The organism is Arthrobacter rhamnosi (genome assembly GCF_054510855.1).
This window is the reverse complement of record NZ_JBTNDT010000006.1, coordinates 113,627-129,336: the sequence shown is the minus strand read 5'-3', so window position 1 is coordinate 129,336 and position 15,710 is coordinate 113,627. Positions and strand designations below refer to the sequence as shown.

Genomic DNA, 15,710 nt, shown 5'->3' with positions numbered 1-15,710 from the left:
CACTATTGACGTCCGATTCCTGCTTCCGAGAGGCCATTCCATGGCGACGACATCCTGGGAGGTTCGGCTGAGGGCCCTGACGGCCTTCGTCGCCGCCGAAGGTCGGGAACCCTCCGCTCGCGCAGCCTCGCCCGGGGAGCACCGGCTCGCCCTCTGGCTCGAGGAGCAGCGGAAGTCGGTGCGGGCCGGGAAGCTGGGTGCCGGCCGCGTACTCGCCCTGCAGGAAGCAGGGCTGCTGCAGACGCGGGAGCAGCGCGACAGTAGCCACAGCGGTGCGGTGTGGCTGAAGGTCGAGAGCATCGCCGACTTCCTGGAGGAGGAGGGGCGCCTGCCGTCGTTGACGTCGCCGCAGTCGGCCGGAGAGAAGCGCCTGGCGGCCTGGCTGCACGCGCAGCTCGCCGGACGCTCGACTGCCGAACCGGCCGCTGCCCTGCGTCACCTCGTGCAGGCGGCGGAAGCGGCCGAAGCGGCAAGGGCGGCGGAAGCGGCTGCCACGGCGGAAGCCCGCAGAGCCGCAATCCTCGCCCACTCGCGCTGACCACTCGGACCGGAAGCGTCCCTCGGACCGGTCGTCATGGTATCTTCTGGCACATCCGGCGTCATCGCGCGCTCCGCGGCAGTGCGGCAAGCGCGGACGTCGAGGCGTCGTCCGAAGGGGGACCATGGAAAGCCTGGCGGCAGCGGGTGGAAGGGCTACGGTCCGGCTGGTGGGCTCGGACCTCCAGCACCTCGCCTGGGCTGGGCGCGTGGCGATCACTCCCGACGACGCACTGTCCGTCCTCGCCGTGAGCAGGCAGCTCTCGGGCGGCCGCCCCTACGCGATCCTCGTCGAGATGACCGAGATCGTCGATCTTCACCCCGGTGCGCGTGCTGCGTTCAATGCGGAGGCACTCGTGGTCGCGGCGGCATTGCTGGGGAATGGGCCCATGGACGAGGTGCTGGCGGCAGGAGCCCGCCGTGCCGTTCATCCCACCCGCTTCTTCACCTCGGAAGCCAGCGCGTACGAGTGGCTGCGGGCTTCGCTGGAAGATTCCAGGTCAGGGCCGACCAAGCCGTAGTTCCGCTGCTTCCGGGCCGCATCGGCGCCGACGGGCGGACGCCGACAAGCGGAAAAGGCTGCTCGGCTCCGTTCTACCCATGATCGGGACCCGGACAGGCCGCAGGCACGTCCAGCCACTGCCGGAAGTGCCTGCGATTGCCGAGTTGAGCGGGTCAGGGTGCGAGCACCGCGCAGACGTCCGTCACCGTGCCGGAGCCGGAGAACAGCCTCTTCTCGGATCCATCCGCGTTGAGGGCGAAGTTGACGTTGCCCGCCGTGAGGAAGAGGCCTTCGGAATGGTCATCGGTCTGGGGGACCCTGACGAGGTTCCTTCCGATCGATCTGATCTCCTGCGAGCCGTCGGGCAGGGTGAGGGTATGCGCGGAACCCGTGATGACGTAGGTCACCGTCGGCCCGGTCTCGCCGGTCGGTGACACGCCGGTCAGGGTGACCTTGGCACCCGGTGAGATCTCGATCGTCCGGGGGCCGGGCAGGTCGATGGTCTTGATCTTCCCCGTGAGCTGGGCTGTGACGTCGAAACCCGGGCAGTCGAACCCGAAAGCATCCTGCAGGACGAAAGGCTCCGTGGGATACGGGGCCGGGACGTTGGGTTTTTCTGCGGCGACGGCCGGACCGGCGCCTGCGACGAGTCCGGCAGCGAGAACGATTGGTGCGAGCCTGCTGTTCATGGAGTTGCTCCTTCGCGACTGGTTGATTCCCCACTCTGGAACGGGACGAGTCCCTGCCGTGAGACCATCCAGATGCGCGCCGACTAAGGCTTTCACCGCACCATGACAGGGTCAAGGGCCGGACAAGGCGGCAACTATCCCGGGAGCCCGGTGATTCGGACGAGCGCACTGCTTTTCTCCCCGCCGCCGTTCCAAAAGCCTGAACTCAGCGCGTGTCGAGGTCCTCGAAGACGAGGAACGTCTGCGTGTCGAGTACGCCGGGCATCGACTGCAACTGGTCGAAGATGACGCGTCGCAGCCCGACGTTGTCTTCGGCCCGCACCAGGAGGATCACGTCGAAGTCGCCACCCACCAGTGCGATGTGATGGATCTCCGGGATGGTCCGGAGGCTGTCCCGGAGCTCCCGCCACGAATCCTGCCGCACCTTGAGGGTGACGTAGGCGGAGGATCGCAGCCCCGCCTTGGCGTGATCGATGATCGCGGTGAACCGGGTCAGGACGCCGTCCTCGGTCAGTCTCGCGATCCGTGAATAGGCATGTGCGCGCGAGATGTGCACGCGCTCCGCCACGGAGGTGACCGACTGCCGGCCGTCCCTCGTGAGCTCGGCGAGGATCTTCCGATCGACGTCGTCCAGGCCACCATCCGCCACGTGTCCACACTCCTTCATGTAATGCAGTTCACACTACCGATTCGTCCAAACGATAGGGCGCTTTTCGCCTGATAATCCACACTTCCCGCAGTCCATGGATACAAAAGAAGCGCCTGCGCATACTGGACCTACACAGCATCCAGCGTCGGAGCTACCGCCCGGCGCCTCGTAGCAGAGCCGCCGCGGGCGGTCGAAGATGGAGGCGGGATGAGTACGGCAACGAATGGGCGCGGAAGCATGGAGGCGTCGGCCGGTGGGACCCGGTCGAATCTGGACATCACACTGCTCCCGTCGGCGAAGCCCGTCCAGCTGGTGGATCCGGAGGGATGCCACACCCACGACGACCGCTACCCGCTGCCGGACGGGGAGCTGTTGCTCAGCGCCTACGGACGCCTCGTCGCGGGCCGCCGCATCAACGACCAGGCCAACGCCCTCGTCCGGCAGGGGCGCCTGGCGGTCTATCCCTCGTCCCACGGCCAGGAAGCCTGCCAGGTGGCCGCCGCCGTCGTCCTCACCGAGGAGGACTGGCTCTTCCCCACCTACCGCGACACCGTCGCCGTCATCACCCGTGGCGTCGATCCTCTCCAGGTCCTCTCCCTGCTGCGAGGCGACTGGCACGGCGGCTACGACCCGCACGAGCATCGGGTGGCACCGCAGACCACGCCGCTCGCCACCCAGCTGCTGCATGCCGTCGGGGTGGCCCACGCAGCCAAGCTGCGCGGTGAGTCCACCGTGGTCCTGGCGATGTGCGGGGACGGGGCGACCAGCGAGGGTGACTTCCACGAGGCGATGAACTTCGCGGCCGTCTTCCACGTCCCCGTGGTGTTCCTCGTCCAGAACAACGAGTTCGCGATCTCCGTTCCTCTCGAGCACCAGACGGTCGCTCCCTCGCTCGCGCACAAGGCGATCGGCTATGGGATGCCCGGCGAGCGCGTCGACGGCAACGACCTCGCTGCCCTGCTCGCCGTGCTCGGAGCCGCGGTGGACCGCGCGCGCGATGGCGGCGGACCCTCGCTCATCGAGGCGCACACGTACCGGATGCACCCCCATACCAACGCCGATGATGCCACGCGCTACCGCTCGGCAGACGACGTCGAGCGCTGGGTGCCCAGGGACCCGATCCTGCGGATGCGCACCTACCTGCGCGGGCTGACCCTGCTCACGGACGAGGGCGAGCACGCCCTGTCCGACGCGGCGGATTCGATTGCCGCCACCATCCGCAGGGGACTGAACACGGACGCCGACGTGGACCCGGCACAGCTGTTCGAGTACGTGTACGCCGAGAAGACATCCCAGCTGCGTGAGCAGGCGGAGCAGCTGCGGGAGGAACTCGCGCGGGATGCGGAGGCCGCATCAGCGGGAGCCGGGGACCAGGCGGAGGCGGAACTGGGATGACGCAGACCACGGAGGCACCCTCGACGGGCTCCCCGCAACGGTCCAGGCCCGGTCCGGTCAAGGCCGCCCCGACCTTCGCACAGGCACTCAATGCTGCGCTCGCGGATGCGATGGAGGCTGACCCGACCGTCCTGATGTTCGGCGAGGACGTGGGGGTGCTCGGCGGAGTCTTCCGCATCACCGACGGCCTCACCGCCAGGTTCGGGGAGGAACGCTGCTTCGATACGCCGCTCGCCGAGGCGGGCATCGTGGGGATGGCCGTGGGCATGGCCATGAACGGCATGAGGCCCGTGGTCGAGATGCAGTTCGACGCCTTCGCCTACCCGGCCTTCGAGCAGGTGGTGAGCCATGTCGCGAAGATGCGCAACCGCACGCGGGGCGCGGTGCCCCTGCCGATCGTCATCCGGATCCCCTACGCCGGGGGCATCGGCGGCGTCGAGCACCACTGTGATTCGTCCGAGGCCTACTATGCGCACACGCCCGGCCTCACGGTGCTCGCTCCGGCGACGGTGCGCGATGCCTACTTCCTGCTGCGCGAGGCCATCGCGTCCCCGGATCCGGTGGTGTTCCTGGAACCGAAGAAGCTGTACTGGTCGCGGGAGGACGTCGACCTCGCGGAGCTCCGGCGAACCGTCGACGACGGGCAGGCACCCCGGCGCATCGGCCGCGCCGTCGTCGCCCGTGCCGGAACCGACGCGACCCTCATCAGCTACGGCCCATCCGTTCCGACGGCTCTCGCAGCAGCTGCCGCTGCCGCCGAGGAGGGGCGCTCGATCGAGGTCATCGACCTCCGGTCCATCGTCCCGTTCGACGACGAGACCGTCTGCGAGAGCGTACGACGCACCGGGCGCGCCGTCGTCATCGCCGAAGCCCCGGGGTTCGCCTCGGTCGCCTCGGAGATCGTGGCGCGGGTGCAGGAGCGCTGCTTCCATTCCCTCGCTGCACCCGTGCTCCGGGTCACGGGCTTCGACATCCCGTACCCCTCCCCGAAACTCGAGCACTTCTACCTGCCGAGCGTCGACCGCATCCTGGACGCCGTGGACGACCTGCAGTGGGAGGACTGACCGTGAGCGTGCCGACCATCACCCCGAAGATCCTGGTCTTCACCCTTCCCGACCTCGGGGAGGGCCTGACCGAGGCGGAGCTCGTGTCCTGGCTCGTCGCCGAAGGCGATGAGGTCGTTGTCGACCAGCCGGTCGCCGAGGTGGAGACCGCCAAGTCCGTCGTCGAGGTTCCGTCGCCCTTCGCGGGCACCGTCGCTGTCCTGCACGGCAAGCCCGGGGAGGTACTGGTCGTCGGAGCGCCCTTCCTGTCGGTGCGCCCGGAGGGTGTCGACTCCCCGATTCCCGCTCCGACTCCCGGTGAGGGGTCCGCGCAGGAGTTTGCGCAGGAGTCCCTCGGGCAAGCGGCAGCCGAGATGCGGGAGGAGGCGGGGGTTCCCGCGCCGGTGGCCCGGGGGATGGACGACCGGCCCGCGGGCAGTGCGGGTTCGGGAAACGTGCTGATCGGGTACGGGACCCCCGGCGGCCTCACGGGAGGGCGGACCCGTCCGCGCAGGAAGGGCAGCCGTCCTGCCGCGTCCGCACCGGCCACCGGGTTGACCGCCATCATGGACCCCGGGGCGGCTCCTATGACATCGCCTCCGGCAGCGGCCCGCGGGCTCGCACCCCTCTGCGTGTCTCCGCTGGTCCGCAGGCTGGCCCGGGATCACGGACTGCGCCTGGAGACCATTCCCGGATCGGGGGAGGAGGGGCTTATCCTGCGCAGGGATGTGGAGCAGGCCCTCGCGCGATCGGGGGATCGATCCGGCGCGGTCCTACCGGCCGGACCGACCGGTGACCGGCCGTCCACGGGCGAGGATTCCCGCGTCCATCCGCCGCAGTCGCATGGGCTCGACTCCCGCTCGGGGCTCGCCGTGCTGGAGCGGACACCGCTGCGGGGGGCCCGCCGGACCATCGCTGACGCGATGACCCGCAGCAGGCGCGAGATCCCGGAGGCGACGGTCTGGGTCGACGTCGACGTGACGGCCCTCGTCGAGCTGCGTGAGGTCATGAAGCGACGCAGACCCGACGCGGTCCCCGGCATCCTGGCCTTCGTGGCCCGTTTCGTGGTCGCGGGCCTCGCCCGGTACCCGGAGTTGAACAGCCGGATCGCTACGGGCGGCGACGGCACCCAGGAGGTGGTGCGGGTGGACGGCGTCAACCTCGGGATCGCCGCGCAGACGGAGCGGGGGCTCGTGGTGCCCAGCATCCGCCGGGCGGACACCCTGTCCGCCCGTGAGCTCGATGCGGAGATCCGACGCCTTGCCGCCAACGCACGTGAGGGCAAGGCCTCCCCGTCGGACCTGTCCTCGGGCACCTTCACCCTCAACAACTACGGCGTGTTCGGCGTCGACGGCAGCGCGGCGATCATCAACTACCCGGAGGCGGCGATCCTCGGCCTGGGCCGCATCCTCGATCGTCCCTGGGTGGTGGACGGGCAGCTCGCGGTGCGCAAGGTGACCGAACTGACGCTCGCGTTCGACCACCGCGTCTGCGACGGCGGCACCGCGGGTGGGTTCCTGCGCTTCGTGGCGGACGCGATGGAGGACCCGGGGGCAATGCTCGCCGACCTGTAGCCGCGCCCCTCCGAAAGCTTCACCGAAAAGAGGTCGCGGCGACGGGTATCAGCGATCCGGCATCAGACGTCGTCGTCCACATGGTCGTCGGCCTTCCCGTGGGTCTGGCGGGAGGGGCGCGGCAGGGCGTCGTTGTCGGGGTTGAGGTCGTCCAGGGTGGGGAACTCTTCGTTGATATCAGCCATTCCACCACCCTGGGAGGAGGACATCGGCCGGTCGATGCGAATCCGCCGGCCTCGTGCGCCTTCCGCTTCGATTCCAGGCGACCTATGATTCCGGTGGCCGTGCCCCGGGGCGGTCGAAGGACCGTAGGGTGGGGCTGGTGATCGAATCATTGAACGACGCCCCTGCCGAGCTGTCGAGTGTCCGGGACGGGTTCGTCCGGGTACGCGGCGCGAGCGAGAACAACCTGCGCGGGATCGACGTCGACTGTCCGAGGGACGCCGTCGTCGCCTTCACCGGCGTGTCGGGCTCGGGGAAGTCCTCGCTGGCCTTCGGGACCATCTACGCGGAAGCCCAGCGGCGGTACCTCGAATCCGTGGCTCCGTACGCGCGCAGGCTCATCCAGCAGGGGCACACGCCGCATGTCGGGTCGATCACCGGGCTTCCTCCCGCCGTCGCCCTCCAGCAGCGCCGCGGCACGCCGAGCGTGCGCTCCACCGTCGGCACCCTGACCACGCTCTCGAACTCCCTCCGCATGCTGTACTCACGGGCCGGGACGTACCCGGCGGATGCAGCGGGCAGGCTGGAGTCGGACGCGTTCTCGCCCAACACGGCCGCCGGAGCATGTCCCCGCTGCCACGGACTCGGGATCGCCCGGGAGGTGACGGAGAAGACGCTCGTCCCCGACGCGTCCCTGACGATCCGCGAAGGCGCCATCGCGGCCTGGCCCGGTGCCTGGCAGGGCAAGAACCTCCGTGATGTGGTCAGCGAGCTGGGCCACGACATCGATGTCCCCTGGCGGGACCTTTCGGAGGAGGCACGGGCCTGGCTCCTGTTCACCGAGGAGCAGCCCGTCGTCGAGGTCACCCCGCAGCGGGACCGTGTGGCCAAGCCCTACAAGGGGCGGTTCTGGAGTGCGAAGAGCTACGTGCTGCACACGCTGCACGACTCCAAGAGCCAGCAGATGCGCGACCGCGTACTGCCCTTTCTGGAATCCGGGCCCTGCGGCGTGTGCGGAGGCAGCGGATTGCGCCCGGAGGCGCTTGCCGTGACGTTCGGCGGGCTCTCGATCGCTGACGCCAACGCCTTGCCGCTGGGGGAGTTGGCGGCCCGGCTAGAGCCCGCGGCGACCATCGAGCACCCGGCAGCCGCGCACCGGTCCTCCTCCTCGGGCGAGGGTACGGAGGTGTCCGTCACCATCAGCCGGGACCTCGTCCAGCGGCTGGGCGTCCTGGTCGACCTCGGCCTGGGGTACCTGAGCCTCAACCGGGCTACGCCGACGCTCTCGCCCGGTGAGATGCAGCGGCTGCGGATCGCCACGCAGCTCCGTTCGGGCCTGTTCGGTGTGGTCTACGTGCTCGACGAGCCGTCCGCCGGCCTGCATCCCGCCGACGTCGAGCCGCTCCTCGCCGTGCTGGAGGCCCTGAAGGACGCGGGGAACACCGTCTTCGTGGTCGAGCACAACATGGACGTCGTCCGACGGTCGGACTGGATCGTCGACGTCGGACCGCTCGCCGGGGAGGGCGGAGGCACCATCATCTACAGCGGGCCCGCCGACGGACTGGCGGACGTCCCCGATTCCCTGACGGCACCCTTCCTGTCCGGGACGGCGCCGTCCCGCGACGGGCAGGGCGAGGTGCGGACGCCGGCCGCGTGGTTGCGGCTCGAGGCGATCCACCGCCACAACCTCCGGGGGCTGGACGCGGAGATCCCCGTGGGAGTGCTGACAGCAGTGACCGGTGTCTCCGGCTCCGGGAAGTCCACGCTCGTGAGCAAGGTCCTGGCGGAGGCGGTCGGGTCCCGGGTACGGGATGACACGCCGGCCGACGGCGAGCCGGGCGACGACGTCGCCGACTCGGCGGCCACCGTCGTCGGACGCATCAGCGGACTCGAACGCATCGACCGCCTGGTCAGCGTGGACCAGAAGCCGATCGGCCGGACACCGCGCTCGAATCTCGCCACCTACACGGGGCTCTTCGACGCGGTGCGGAAAGCCTTCGCGGCGACGCCCGCCGCGAGGGCGGAGGGCTACGGTGCGGGCCGGTTCTCCTTCAACGTGCAGGGCGGCCGGTGCGAGACCTGCCAGGGCGAAGGCTTCGTGTCCGTCGAGCTCCTCTTCCTGCCCGGAAGCTACGGGCCCTGCCCCACCTGCCACGGCTCCCGCTACAACGAGGAGACCCTGTCGGTGAAGTTCAACGGGCGCACCATCGCCGACGTCCTCGGGATGACGGTCGATGACGCGGCCGGCTTCCTCGGCGATGTCCCGGGCGCGGCCCGTTCCCTCGCCACGCTCCGGGAAGTGGGGCTCGGCTACCTGCGGCTCGGCCAGCCTGCCACCGAGTTGTCCGGAGGGGAGGCCCAGCGCATCAAACTGGCGACCGAACTCCAGCGTGCCCGGCGCGGTTCCACCCTCTACCTGCTCGACGAACCGACCACGGGGCTGCATCCCGCGGACGTCGTCCTGCTCCTCGCCCAGCTACGGAAGCTGGTGGAGGCCGGCAACACGGTCGTCGTCGTGGAGCACACCATGGCCGTCGTCGCCGCAGCCGACTGGGTGGTCGACCTCGGTCCCGGCGGCGGCTCGGCCGGTGGCCGCATCGTCGCCACCGGGACTCCGCAGCAGGTTGCCGCGCTGGCTTCGGGGACGAGCGTCACGGCGCCCTACCTCGCGGACTATCTCGACGGGCGCCCTCCTGCAGCGTGACGTTCCGCATCCCCTCCCGTTGCGGTCAGGCGGATTCCTGCAGGCACGAGCTGAGACGTTTGATGCCGTCGCGGATTCGGGTCTTCGCCGTCGGCACGGGGATGCCGAGATGGTCGGCGACCTGCGTATAGGTCATGCCCGCGTAGTACGCGAGGTCGATGGCCTCACGCTGCACTGCGGAGAGCATTCCCAGGCCCGCCCGGACCGCGTCGGTCTCAGCCCGTTGGACGACGGCGTCGGCGACCTGGTCGTAGTCGACGTCACGGTTCCTGATGCCCCAGTTCAGATCCCTGGCGCGGGAGGATTCCTCGGCGCGGACCCTGTCCACCGCGCGGCGGTGCGCGAGCGTCAGAATCCATGACATCCCCGAGCCCAGGGCGGGTTCGAAACGGGCTGCTCCACCCTGCCAGAGGGCGAGGTACACGTCCTGCGTCGTCTCGGCGCTCATCTCCGCGTCCACCAGCACCCTGCGCACCAGTCCGTACACACGGCGGGAGGTGCACTCGTACAGTGCGGTGAACGCCGCCACATCACCGTCAGCGACACGCAGCAGCAACGGACCCACCGACACCGGACCGCCGGCGCGGGCAGATGGATCGGGCGGACTCGATCGAGGGGACAGGACCGGCAGCGGAGCAGTGAGCATATGACTGAGACCTTCTAGGAACCACCACGGTCAATCAGAGGCCCACGACACTGTGCGCCACGACCCGACTGATTGCTAAGTAACCTAAGGACATTCAACCACAGGTTGCAGGGCGCCACCAGAGACCCCGCCACCGGAACCAGTGCCTGCGCGTCAGGTCCAGTAGAGCAGCCGGGCAGCCGGCAGGCGCCGCTCGAGCTCCTCCGTGAACCACCCCCGCAGTTCCGCCATGGTCTGCTTCGGGTACACGTACTTCACTCCGCCGAATTTCGAACGCTTCTGGCTCCGTAGATCCTCGTCCATCTCGAGCTTGGTCTTCGGGTACCACCCCAACAGCACCTCCTTGCTCGAGGGGGTGAAGCGGTGCGTGATGATCTCGGCCGTGAGATCTAGGTCGTCGATGCCGGCGACCGCGGCGGAGATATCGTCCAGCAACGCGCCGTACTGCTCCCGCCAGCCGGGGATCGGCATGATCGGGGCGATCGTCAAGCCCACCCGGTAGCCCGCGGTCGCCACCGCGCGGAGAGCGGCGAGGCGCGCGAGCATCCGCGCGGTTCCGCCTTCGAAGCGGTTCGCCACCTCTGCGGCATTGACCGAGAACCGTACGCGCGTCCGCCGCCCGTGGTCCAGGGTCACCAGTTCGCCGACGTCGTCGAACTTCGTGGTGAACCGCAGCTGCACGTCGCGACCGAACTCACCGGCACCGACGCGGGAGATGGCGGCGGCAAGCGAACCGGTGACGTTCTCGATGCCGAGTGGATCGGTGTAGCAGGACATCTCGAAGGTCGTCCCCTCGTTCCCGCGCTCTCGGGTCCCGTGGGTGACGGAACCCCTGCCGGCATGAGTGCGTACGCCGTCCAGCACATCATCGATATTGGCGTACACGCGGGTCACGGGCGGCCCCTGCAGGGACCCGGCGAGGTAGCAGTACTGGCAGTGGGCAGGACAGCCCCTGGCGAGGTCGATCCGCCAGTCAGCGCTCGGCGGGATCGGTTGCGGCTTGAGGGCGCTGGGAGGGGCTACGACGACCGCAAGCGTGTTCTTCGCCGACGCATAGGTCTCGCGCTCATTGGCGCCGCGGAGGCCTGTGAGCGCATTTCCGGGAAGAAACCGGATGTCGTCGACCCCCGCACGCTCGCACCGCGTGATGATCTCGGCCGTGTGCGGAAGATCCGCCGCAGCGCGCGTGATCATCACATGGCGGGGGACCCACAGACGCGGAGGAGAGATAGAGGTCAGATCCAGTTCCTGGAGTGTCGTCATCACCCTGTACAACAACCGGGACGGCGGGTCTGTTCCGTCCCTTCCGGTCCCGGAGGGCTCTCGACGCAGGGAAGGACATCGGCGGCAGTAAGGGCCCTACACCAGCGCCGGGGCGAAGTCGTCCCGGACCGGCACCCCCGGATCCAGCGAGTGCCAGGCGGAGGACAGGATGTCGACGGCCCGGCGCGTGTCCTCGAGCGGGTAGCTGAAGGGGACGCGGAGGAAGCGCTCGAAGACCCCGCCGATGCCGAAGCGCGGCCCCGCTCCCAGCAGCAGCCCACGGTCCCGGGCCGCGAGGGCGAGCTGCGAACTGACGGGCGCACCGAGGTTGACCCACGTGCACAGACCGCCGGACACGCGCGGGACCTCCCACTCCGGCAGCACCCCGCGCAGGAGCGCCTCGAGGTTCGCGCGGCCCTCCGCCAGCTGGCCCGCGCGGAACCGCAGCAGCTCGTCATAGTTCCCGAGCATCTCGAGAGCTATCAGCTGCTCGAGGATCGGTGTCCCCAGATCCTGCGCGTACCGGGACTGCACGAGCCGGTGGATCAGCTCCTCCCCGGCGCGGATCCACCCGATACGCAGTCCGCCCCAGACCGTCTTGCCCATGGATCCGATCAGGACGGCCGGCCCGTAGGCGGCGAGGGGGAGTTCCGCACCGCCGTCGATGCGCAGCTCGGCCATCGTCTCATCGGCGACGACGACCGTGTCCTGGCGCGCGGCTGCGTCCATCAGCCTCTGCCGCTGCTCGGCGGGCATGACGGCGCCGGTCGGGTTGTGGAAGTCGGGCATGACATAGGCCAGGGCCGGCTGCGCGCGCCGGACGGCCTGGTCGAGTTCCTCGTCGTCCCAGCCGCGGTGCACATCTACCGCCACGGGAATGAGGCGCCGGCCGGCCGACCGGAGGGCTTCGTACGCGTGGGGGTAGCTGGGTGCCTCCACGAGCACCGTATCGGTGCGCTTCAGCAGGGTTCGCGCGATGAGCGCGATGGCGTGCTGTGCACCGAGGGTGACCATGATCTGGTGCGGACCGGTAGGGACGCCGCGCGCCGTGTACCGGTCCGCGAGGGCCTGCCGCAGGCGCGGGAGTCCGTGCGGGTCGTAGCCGCTCGCATTCAGGTAGGCGGGCAGCTCCGCCGCTGCCCTGGCCGCGGCCTCACCGACCTGGGGCGCCGCCGGAAGGGTCGCCTTGCTGAGGTCGAGGACGACGGCGCTGCCGCCGTCGTCGTGCGTGGCACCGCGGCCGGGCATGGCGACGACGCTTCCCGAACCCCGCGTGCTCTCGATGTAGCCGGCAGACCTGAGCCGCGCATAGGACGCGGCCACCAGGGTGCGGCTGACGGCGAGCTGTGCGGCGAGCTCGCGCTCCGCCGGCAGCCGTGTGCCGAGGGGGATCCGGCCGTCCAGGGCGAGCAGCCGGATGCGGTCCGCCAGGGCTACGTAGGCGGGTCCGGTGGAGCGCCAGGCGCCGAGTTCCGTGACCAGGCGGCGGGCGGGTAGAACCATCATGGGGCCACGATGCCACGATTGGCATCTTGATGTAAGTCCAATCAACGGCTCTACTGGAAGAATGACGTTTCTCGGCGCCCGGCGCGGGCTGCAGCTCCTTCTCGGCCTCTTCCTCTACGGCTTCTCGCTCGCCATGATGATCCGGGCCACCCTCGGGGTGTCGCCGTGGGACGTCCTCAGCCAGGGAAGCTCCCTCCGGACCGGGATCCCGTTCGGGTTCATGACCAACATCATCGGCTTGATCGTCCTGCTGCTCTGGATACCGCTCAGGCAGCGACCCGGCATCGGGACCATCCTGAATGCGCTGCTCGTGGGACCGAGCGCCGAGGTGGGCCTCGCGCTCCTGGCCGAGCCGGGCGCGCTGTGGGCGCGGGTCCTGCTGTTCACGGGGGGACTTGTGCTGCTGGCCGCCGCAAGCGGGCTCTACATCGGTGCGCGCCTCGGCCCCGGCCCCCGCGACGGTCTCATGACCGGTCTCCACGACCGCTTCGGTTTGCCGATCTGGCTCGTACGCACGGCGATCGAGGGCACGGTGCTGCTGCTCGGCTGGCTGCTCGGAGGATCGGTGGGCCTCGGAACGGTGGCCTTCGCACTCCTCATCGGGCCGCTGGTGAATGTCGCGCTGCCGCTGTTCCGCATCCCCGAGCGTCCCCGGCCGGTGCCGGAGCTCGCGGTCGGCTGATTCCCGGCGCCCGCGGAACTCCCTCGCGGAGCCGGAGGTGACCGGCGGACGCCGACCTAGACTGGTAGTCCTGCCGCCACCGAGAGGATCCCATGATCACCGTTGTCCCCGCCGCCGAGAACCTCAGTCCCTGGCGGGAGGTGGGGCAGGGCATCTACGTGCTGCGCACCGCCGGTTTCCGGATGAACATCGGGCTCGTCGTCGGGGCGGACCGGGCGCTCGTCGTCGACACCGGTGCCGGCCCCCTCGGTGCCGCCGAGGTGTTCGCGCACGTGCGGGACGTCACGGCGCTGCCGCTGATCGTCGTCAACACGCACGCTCATGCCGACCACTTCTTCGGCAACAGCTACTTCGCCTCGCGGCGTCGAGGAGTTCTGGGCGACGTCGCGCTGCAGCTCGGTGCAGGCAGAGACCGGTGAGGAACAGCGGGCGCTGGTTGCCGCCGTCGAGCCCGCCATGGGCGTGGGGGACGGCGCCCAGACGGACGTCCTGCCTGCCAATCGCCTGGTGGACGGGGCACCCGTGGACCTCGACCTCGGCGGCGTATCCGTGACCCTGTTCCACCTCGGCCGGGGCCACACCGACCACGACCTCCTGGTCGGAGCGGGCAACGTCCTCTTCACCGGGGACCTCGTCGAAGAGGGGGCCGACCCGGCGTTCGAGGACTCGTTCCCCACCGACTGGGTGCGGACGCTCGGCAAGATGGTGGCGCTGGAGGACCTCTACGACGTCTTCGTACCCGGACACGGCGAGCCCGTAGCCGTGGCCGAGGTCATCACGCAGATGAACAAGATGCGCAGTGCCGTCCGCGTGACCCGCCTCGCGATGGACGAGGCGTCCCTGGACGTGACGAAGGCCATCCCCATCCTGCCGTACGGTCCCGAGCAGTCGCGGGTCCTGCTGATCCGCCTGCGCACGCTGGCGCACTGGAAGTGGCTCACGCGCAAGCACTAGCGCGGGGCCGGCGGCGGCTTCTTCGATGACCGCCGGAGCGGTGACCTGACCTTCTAGGGCGTCGCGCCGAAGATCGTGCGGTCGAGGAAGGGGTTGCGGAACTTGCCCTCGGGGTCCATGCGCAGGGCCAGCGCACGGAAGTCGTCGAAGCGGGGGTAGAGCGGCGCGAGTTGTGCGGCCTCGGCAGCGAACAGCTTGCCCCAGTGCGGGCGGGCCTCAAGCGGGGCAAGCGCGGCCTCGATCTCGGGCAGGAGTGCTTCCACCTCGTCCTGCAGGGGCTTCCAGGTGAAGTGCAGGCCGATCCCGGGGCGCTGGTAGTTGGTGCTGAGCCACAGCTCGTCCGCCGCCATCGACCGCACTTCCGAGACCTGCAGCAGGGGGGTGATCCGCGGGGCGAGTTCGCGCATCCGCTGGATCGCCTCGACGGCGTGCCCGCTTCCCACGAGGTACTCGGTCTGCAGTTCATCCCCGTTGCTGGGGGTGAACGCGAGCCGGAAGTGCGCCAGACGGTCCGACCACGGTCCGGGGACGCCGAGCTGCTGCGTGCAGTGGTCGGCGGCCACGCCCGGCACTGGGTGGAGGGCGCGCTCCGCGGGGGCTCCGCCGTAGAACTTCTCCGGCACGCCGGAGCCGCTGTCGAGCCGGCTCTTGAGCCAGGCCTGGCCGATCGTGTCCCCGGACCAGTCGGTGAACAGACTGACGCTGTAGGCGGACGAGGTCGCGGCATCGTAGTCGGCGAGGACCGCGTCCCACGGCACCCCGGTGAACACGTCCTGGCGCACCTCGAAGGTCGGCTCGATGCGCAGGGTCACGCGGTGGACGACACCGAGTGCGCCGAGACCGACCACCATCCCGTCGAAGTCCGCGTCCCCCTTCGCGACGTTCCGGACCTCGCCGGATGCGGTGACGAACTCCAGTCCGACGACGGCCGTGGCGAGGTTGCCGTTGGCGTTCCCCGAACCGTGGGTGGCCGTGGCGATGGCGCCGCCGACCGAGATGTGGGGGAGTGAGGCGAGGTTGTGGAGGGCGAAGCCACGGCGCTGCAGGTGCTCCGCGAGGACCCCGTACCGCACCCCGGCGCCGACCGTGACGGTGAGCGCCCGCTCATCGACGTCGACGCCCGGATCGAGCACGTCCAGGGACACGAGGGTCTCGGGGCTGTCGGCGATGTCGTTGAAGGAGTGGCGCGAGCCGAGCGCACTGACGCGCGTGGCGCCGGCCACCGTCCGCTGGAGGTCGGCGAGCGATGTGGGATGCTCGATCGTGCGGGCGCGGTACCCGTAGTTCCCCGCCCAGTTGAGCCGGTCCCGTACCTGTTCCTCGATCATGGTGGTCCTTCTCTGGCCGGTATCGCGACGATGGGATGAAAGACGATGGGATGAAACCTGGCACCACCTCGTCAAC

At 69.7% G+C, this 15,710-nt stretch carries 16 protein-coding genes; 9 read left to right on the top strand and 7 right to left on the bottom strand.

Annotation, left to right across the window (positions count from 1 at the left end; translation table 11 throughout):
- Positions 1–40: 40 nt before the first annotated feature.
- On the top strand, positions 41–538 hold the full coding sequence (locus ACX80I_RS13085) for a helicase associated domain-containing protein (protein ID WP_459345553.1): 498 nt from the start codon (positions 41–43) through the stop codon (positions 536–538).
- A 124-nt stretch (positions 539–662) separates the two neighbouring features.
- Positions 663–1,058, top strand: a complete 396-nt coding sequence (locus tag ACX80I_RS13080) for a DUF7793 family protein (protein ID WP_459345552.1) — start codon at positions 663–665, stop codon at positions 1,056–1,058.
- 154 nt (positions 1,059–1,212) lie between these two features.
- On the opposite strand, the gene ACX80I_RS13075 is transcribed toward ACX80I_RS13080, so the two are convergent.
- Both ACX80I_RS13075 and ACX80I_RS13070 read right to left on the bottom strand, forming a co-directional pair.
- Entirely contained in the window at positions 1,213–1,728 is a 516-nt protein-coding gene (locus tag ACX80I_RS13075) for a hypothetical protein (protein WP_459345551.1), read from the bottom strand.
- Positions 1,729–1,933: 205 nt separating this feature from the next.
- Complete coding sequence (locus ACX80I_RS13070) at positions 1,934–2,395, bottom strand: Lrp/AsnC family transcriptional regulator (protein WP_459345550.1); 462 nt, start codon at positions 2,393–2,395, stop codon at positions 1,934–1,936.
- 219 nt (positions 2,396–2,614) lie between these two features.
- Between ACX80I_RS13070 and pdhA the strand changes: the two genes are divergently transcribed.
- From pdhA to ACX80I_RS13055, 3 genes are read left to right on the top strand one after another with little or no spacing between them, the layout of a single operon-like run.
- Positions 2,615–3,772, top strand: a complete 1,158-nt coding sequence (pdhA, locus tag ACX80I_RS13065) for a pyruvate dehydrogenase (acetyl-transferring) E1 component subunit alpha (protein WP_459345658.1) — start codon at positions 2,615–2,617, stop codon at positions 3,770–3,772.
- Positions 3,769–4,836, top strand: a complete 1,068-nt coding sequence (locus tag ACX80I_RS13060) for an alpha-ketoacid dehydrogenase subunit beta (protein ID WP_459345549.1) — start codon at positions 3,769–3,771, stop codon at positions 4,834–4,836. The genes pdhA and ACX80I_RS13060 overlap by 4 nt, the downstream gene beginning before the upstream one ends.
- Before the next feature lie 2 nt (positions 4,837–4,838).
- Positions 4,839–6,389 (top strand): dihydrolipoamide acetyltransferase family protein, encoded by a 1,551-nt coding sequence (locus ACX80I_RS13055; protein WP_459345548.1) that lies wholly within the window; start codon positions 4,839–4,841, stop codon positions 6,387–6,389.
- Between the two features lie 62 nt (positions 6,390–6,451).
- Here ACX80I_RS13055 and ACX80I_RS13050 read toward each other — a convergent pair whose 3' ends face one another.
- The gene (locus ACX80I_RS13050) at positions 6,452–6,574 is read right to left on the bottom strand and encodes a hypothetical protein (RefSeq protein WP_459345547.1); all 123 of its coding nucleotides are present in this window, start codon (positions 6,572–6,574) and stop codon (positions 6,452–6,454) included.
- A gap of 137 nt (positions 6,575–6,711) precedes the next feature.
- Between ACX80I_RS13050 and ACX80I_RS13045 the strand changes: the two genes are divergently transcribed.
- Positions 6,712–9,255, top strand: coding sequence for an excinuclease ABC subunit UvrA (locus ACX80I_RS13045; RefSeq protein WP_459345546.1), 2,544 nt, complete (start codon positions 6,712–6,714; stop codon positions 9,253–9,255).
- Between the two features lie 25 nt (positions 9,256–9,280).
- Here ACX80I_RS13045 and ACX80I_RS13040 read toward each other — a convergent pair whose 3' ends face one another.
- From ACX80I_RS13040 to yczR, 3 genes are all read right to left on the bottom strand, one after another.
- Positions 9,281–9,901 (bottom strand): ECF RNA polymerase sigma factor SigK, encoded by a 621-nt coding sequence (locus ACX80I_RS13040; protein ID WP_459345545.1) that lies wholly within the window; start codon positions 9,899–9,901, stop codon positions 9,281–9,283.
- Between the two features lie 153 nt (positions 9,902–10,054).
- Positions 10,055–11,164: a spore photoproduct lyase family protein gene (locus ACX80I_RS13035; RefSeq protein WP_459345544.1), complete on the bottom strand. Its 1,110-nt coding sequence runs from the start codon at positions 11,162–11,164 to the stop codon at positions 10,055–10,057.
- A 96-nt stretch (positions 11,165–11,260) separates the two neighbouring features.
- Complete coding sequence (yczR, locus tag ACX80I_RS13030) at positions 11,261–12,670, bottom strand: MocR-like transcription factor YczR (protein ID WP_459345543.1); 1,410 nt, start codon at positions 12,668–12,670, stop codon at positions 11,261–11,263.
- A 61-nt stretch (positions 12,671–12,731) separates the two neighbouring features.
- Here yczR and yczE point away from each other — a divergent pair, with 61 nt between their 5' ends.
- The 3 genes from yczE (at position 12,732) to ACX80I_RS13015 (ending at position 14,306) form a co-directional block, all read left to right on the top strand.
- A complete protein-coding gene (gene yczE, locus ACX80I_RS13025) occupies positions 12,732–13,352 on the top strand; it encodes a membrane protein YczE (protein WP_459345542.1) in 621 nt (206 codons plus the stop codon).
- 92 nt (positions 13,353–13,444) lie between these two features.
- Positions 13,445–13,771 carry an MBL fold metallo-hydrolase gene (locus ACX80I_RS13020; protein WP_459345541.1) on the top strand — a complete coding sequence of 109 codons (327 nt, stop codon included), beginning with the start codon at positions 13,445–13,447 and terminating at the stop codon, positions 13,769–13,771.
- Positions 13,752–14,306, top strand: a complete 555-nt coding sequence (locus ACX80I_RS13015) for an MBL fold metallo-hydrolase (protein ID WP_459345540.1) — start codon at positions 13,752–13,754, stop codon at positions 14,304–14,306. The genes ACX80I_RS13020 and ACX80I_RS13015 overlap by 20 nt, the downstream gene beginning before the upstream one ends.
- A gap of 53 nt (positions 14,307–14,359) precedes the next feature.
- Here ACX80I_RS13015 and ACX80I_RS13010 read toward each other — a convergent pair whose 3' ends face one another.
- Positions 14,360–15,634, bottom strand: coding sequence for an FAD-binding protein (locus ACX80I_RS13010; RefSeq protein WP_459345539.1), 1,275 nt, complete (start codon positions 15,632–15,634; stop codon positions 14,360–14,362).
- Positions 15,635–15,710 lie beyond the last annotated feature (76 nt).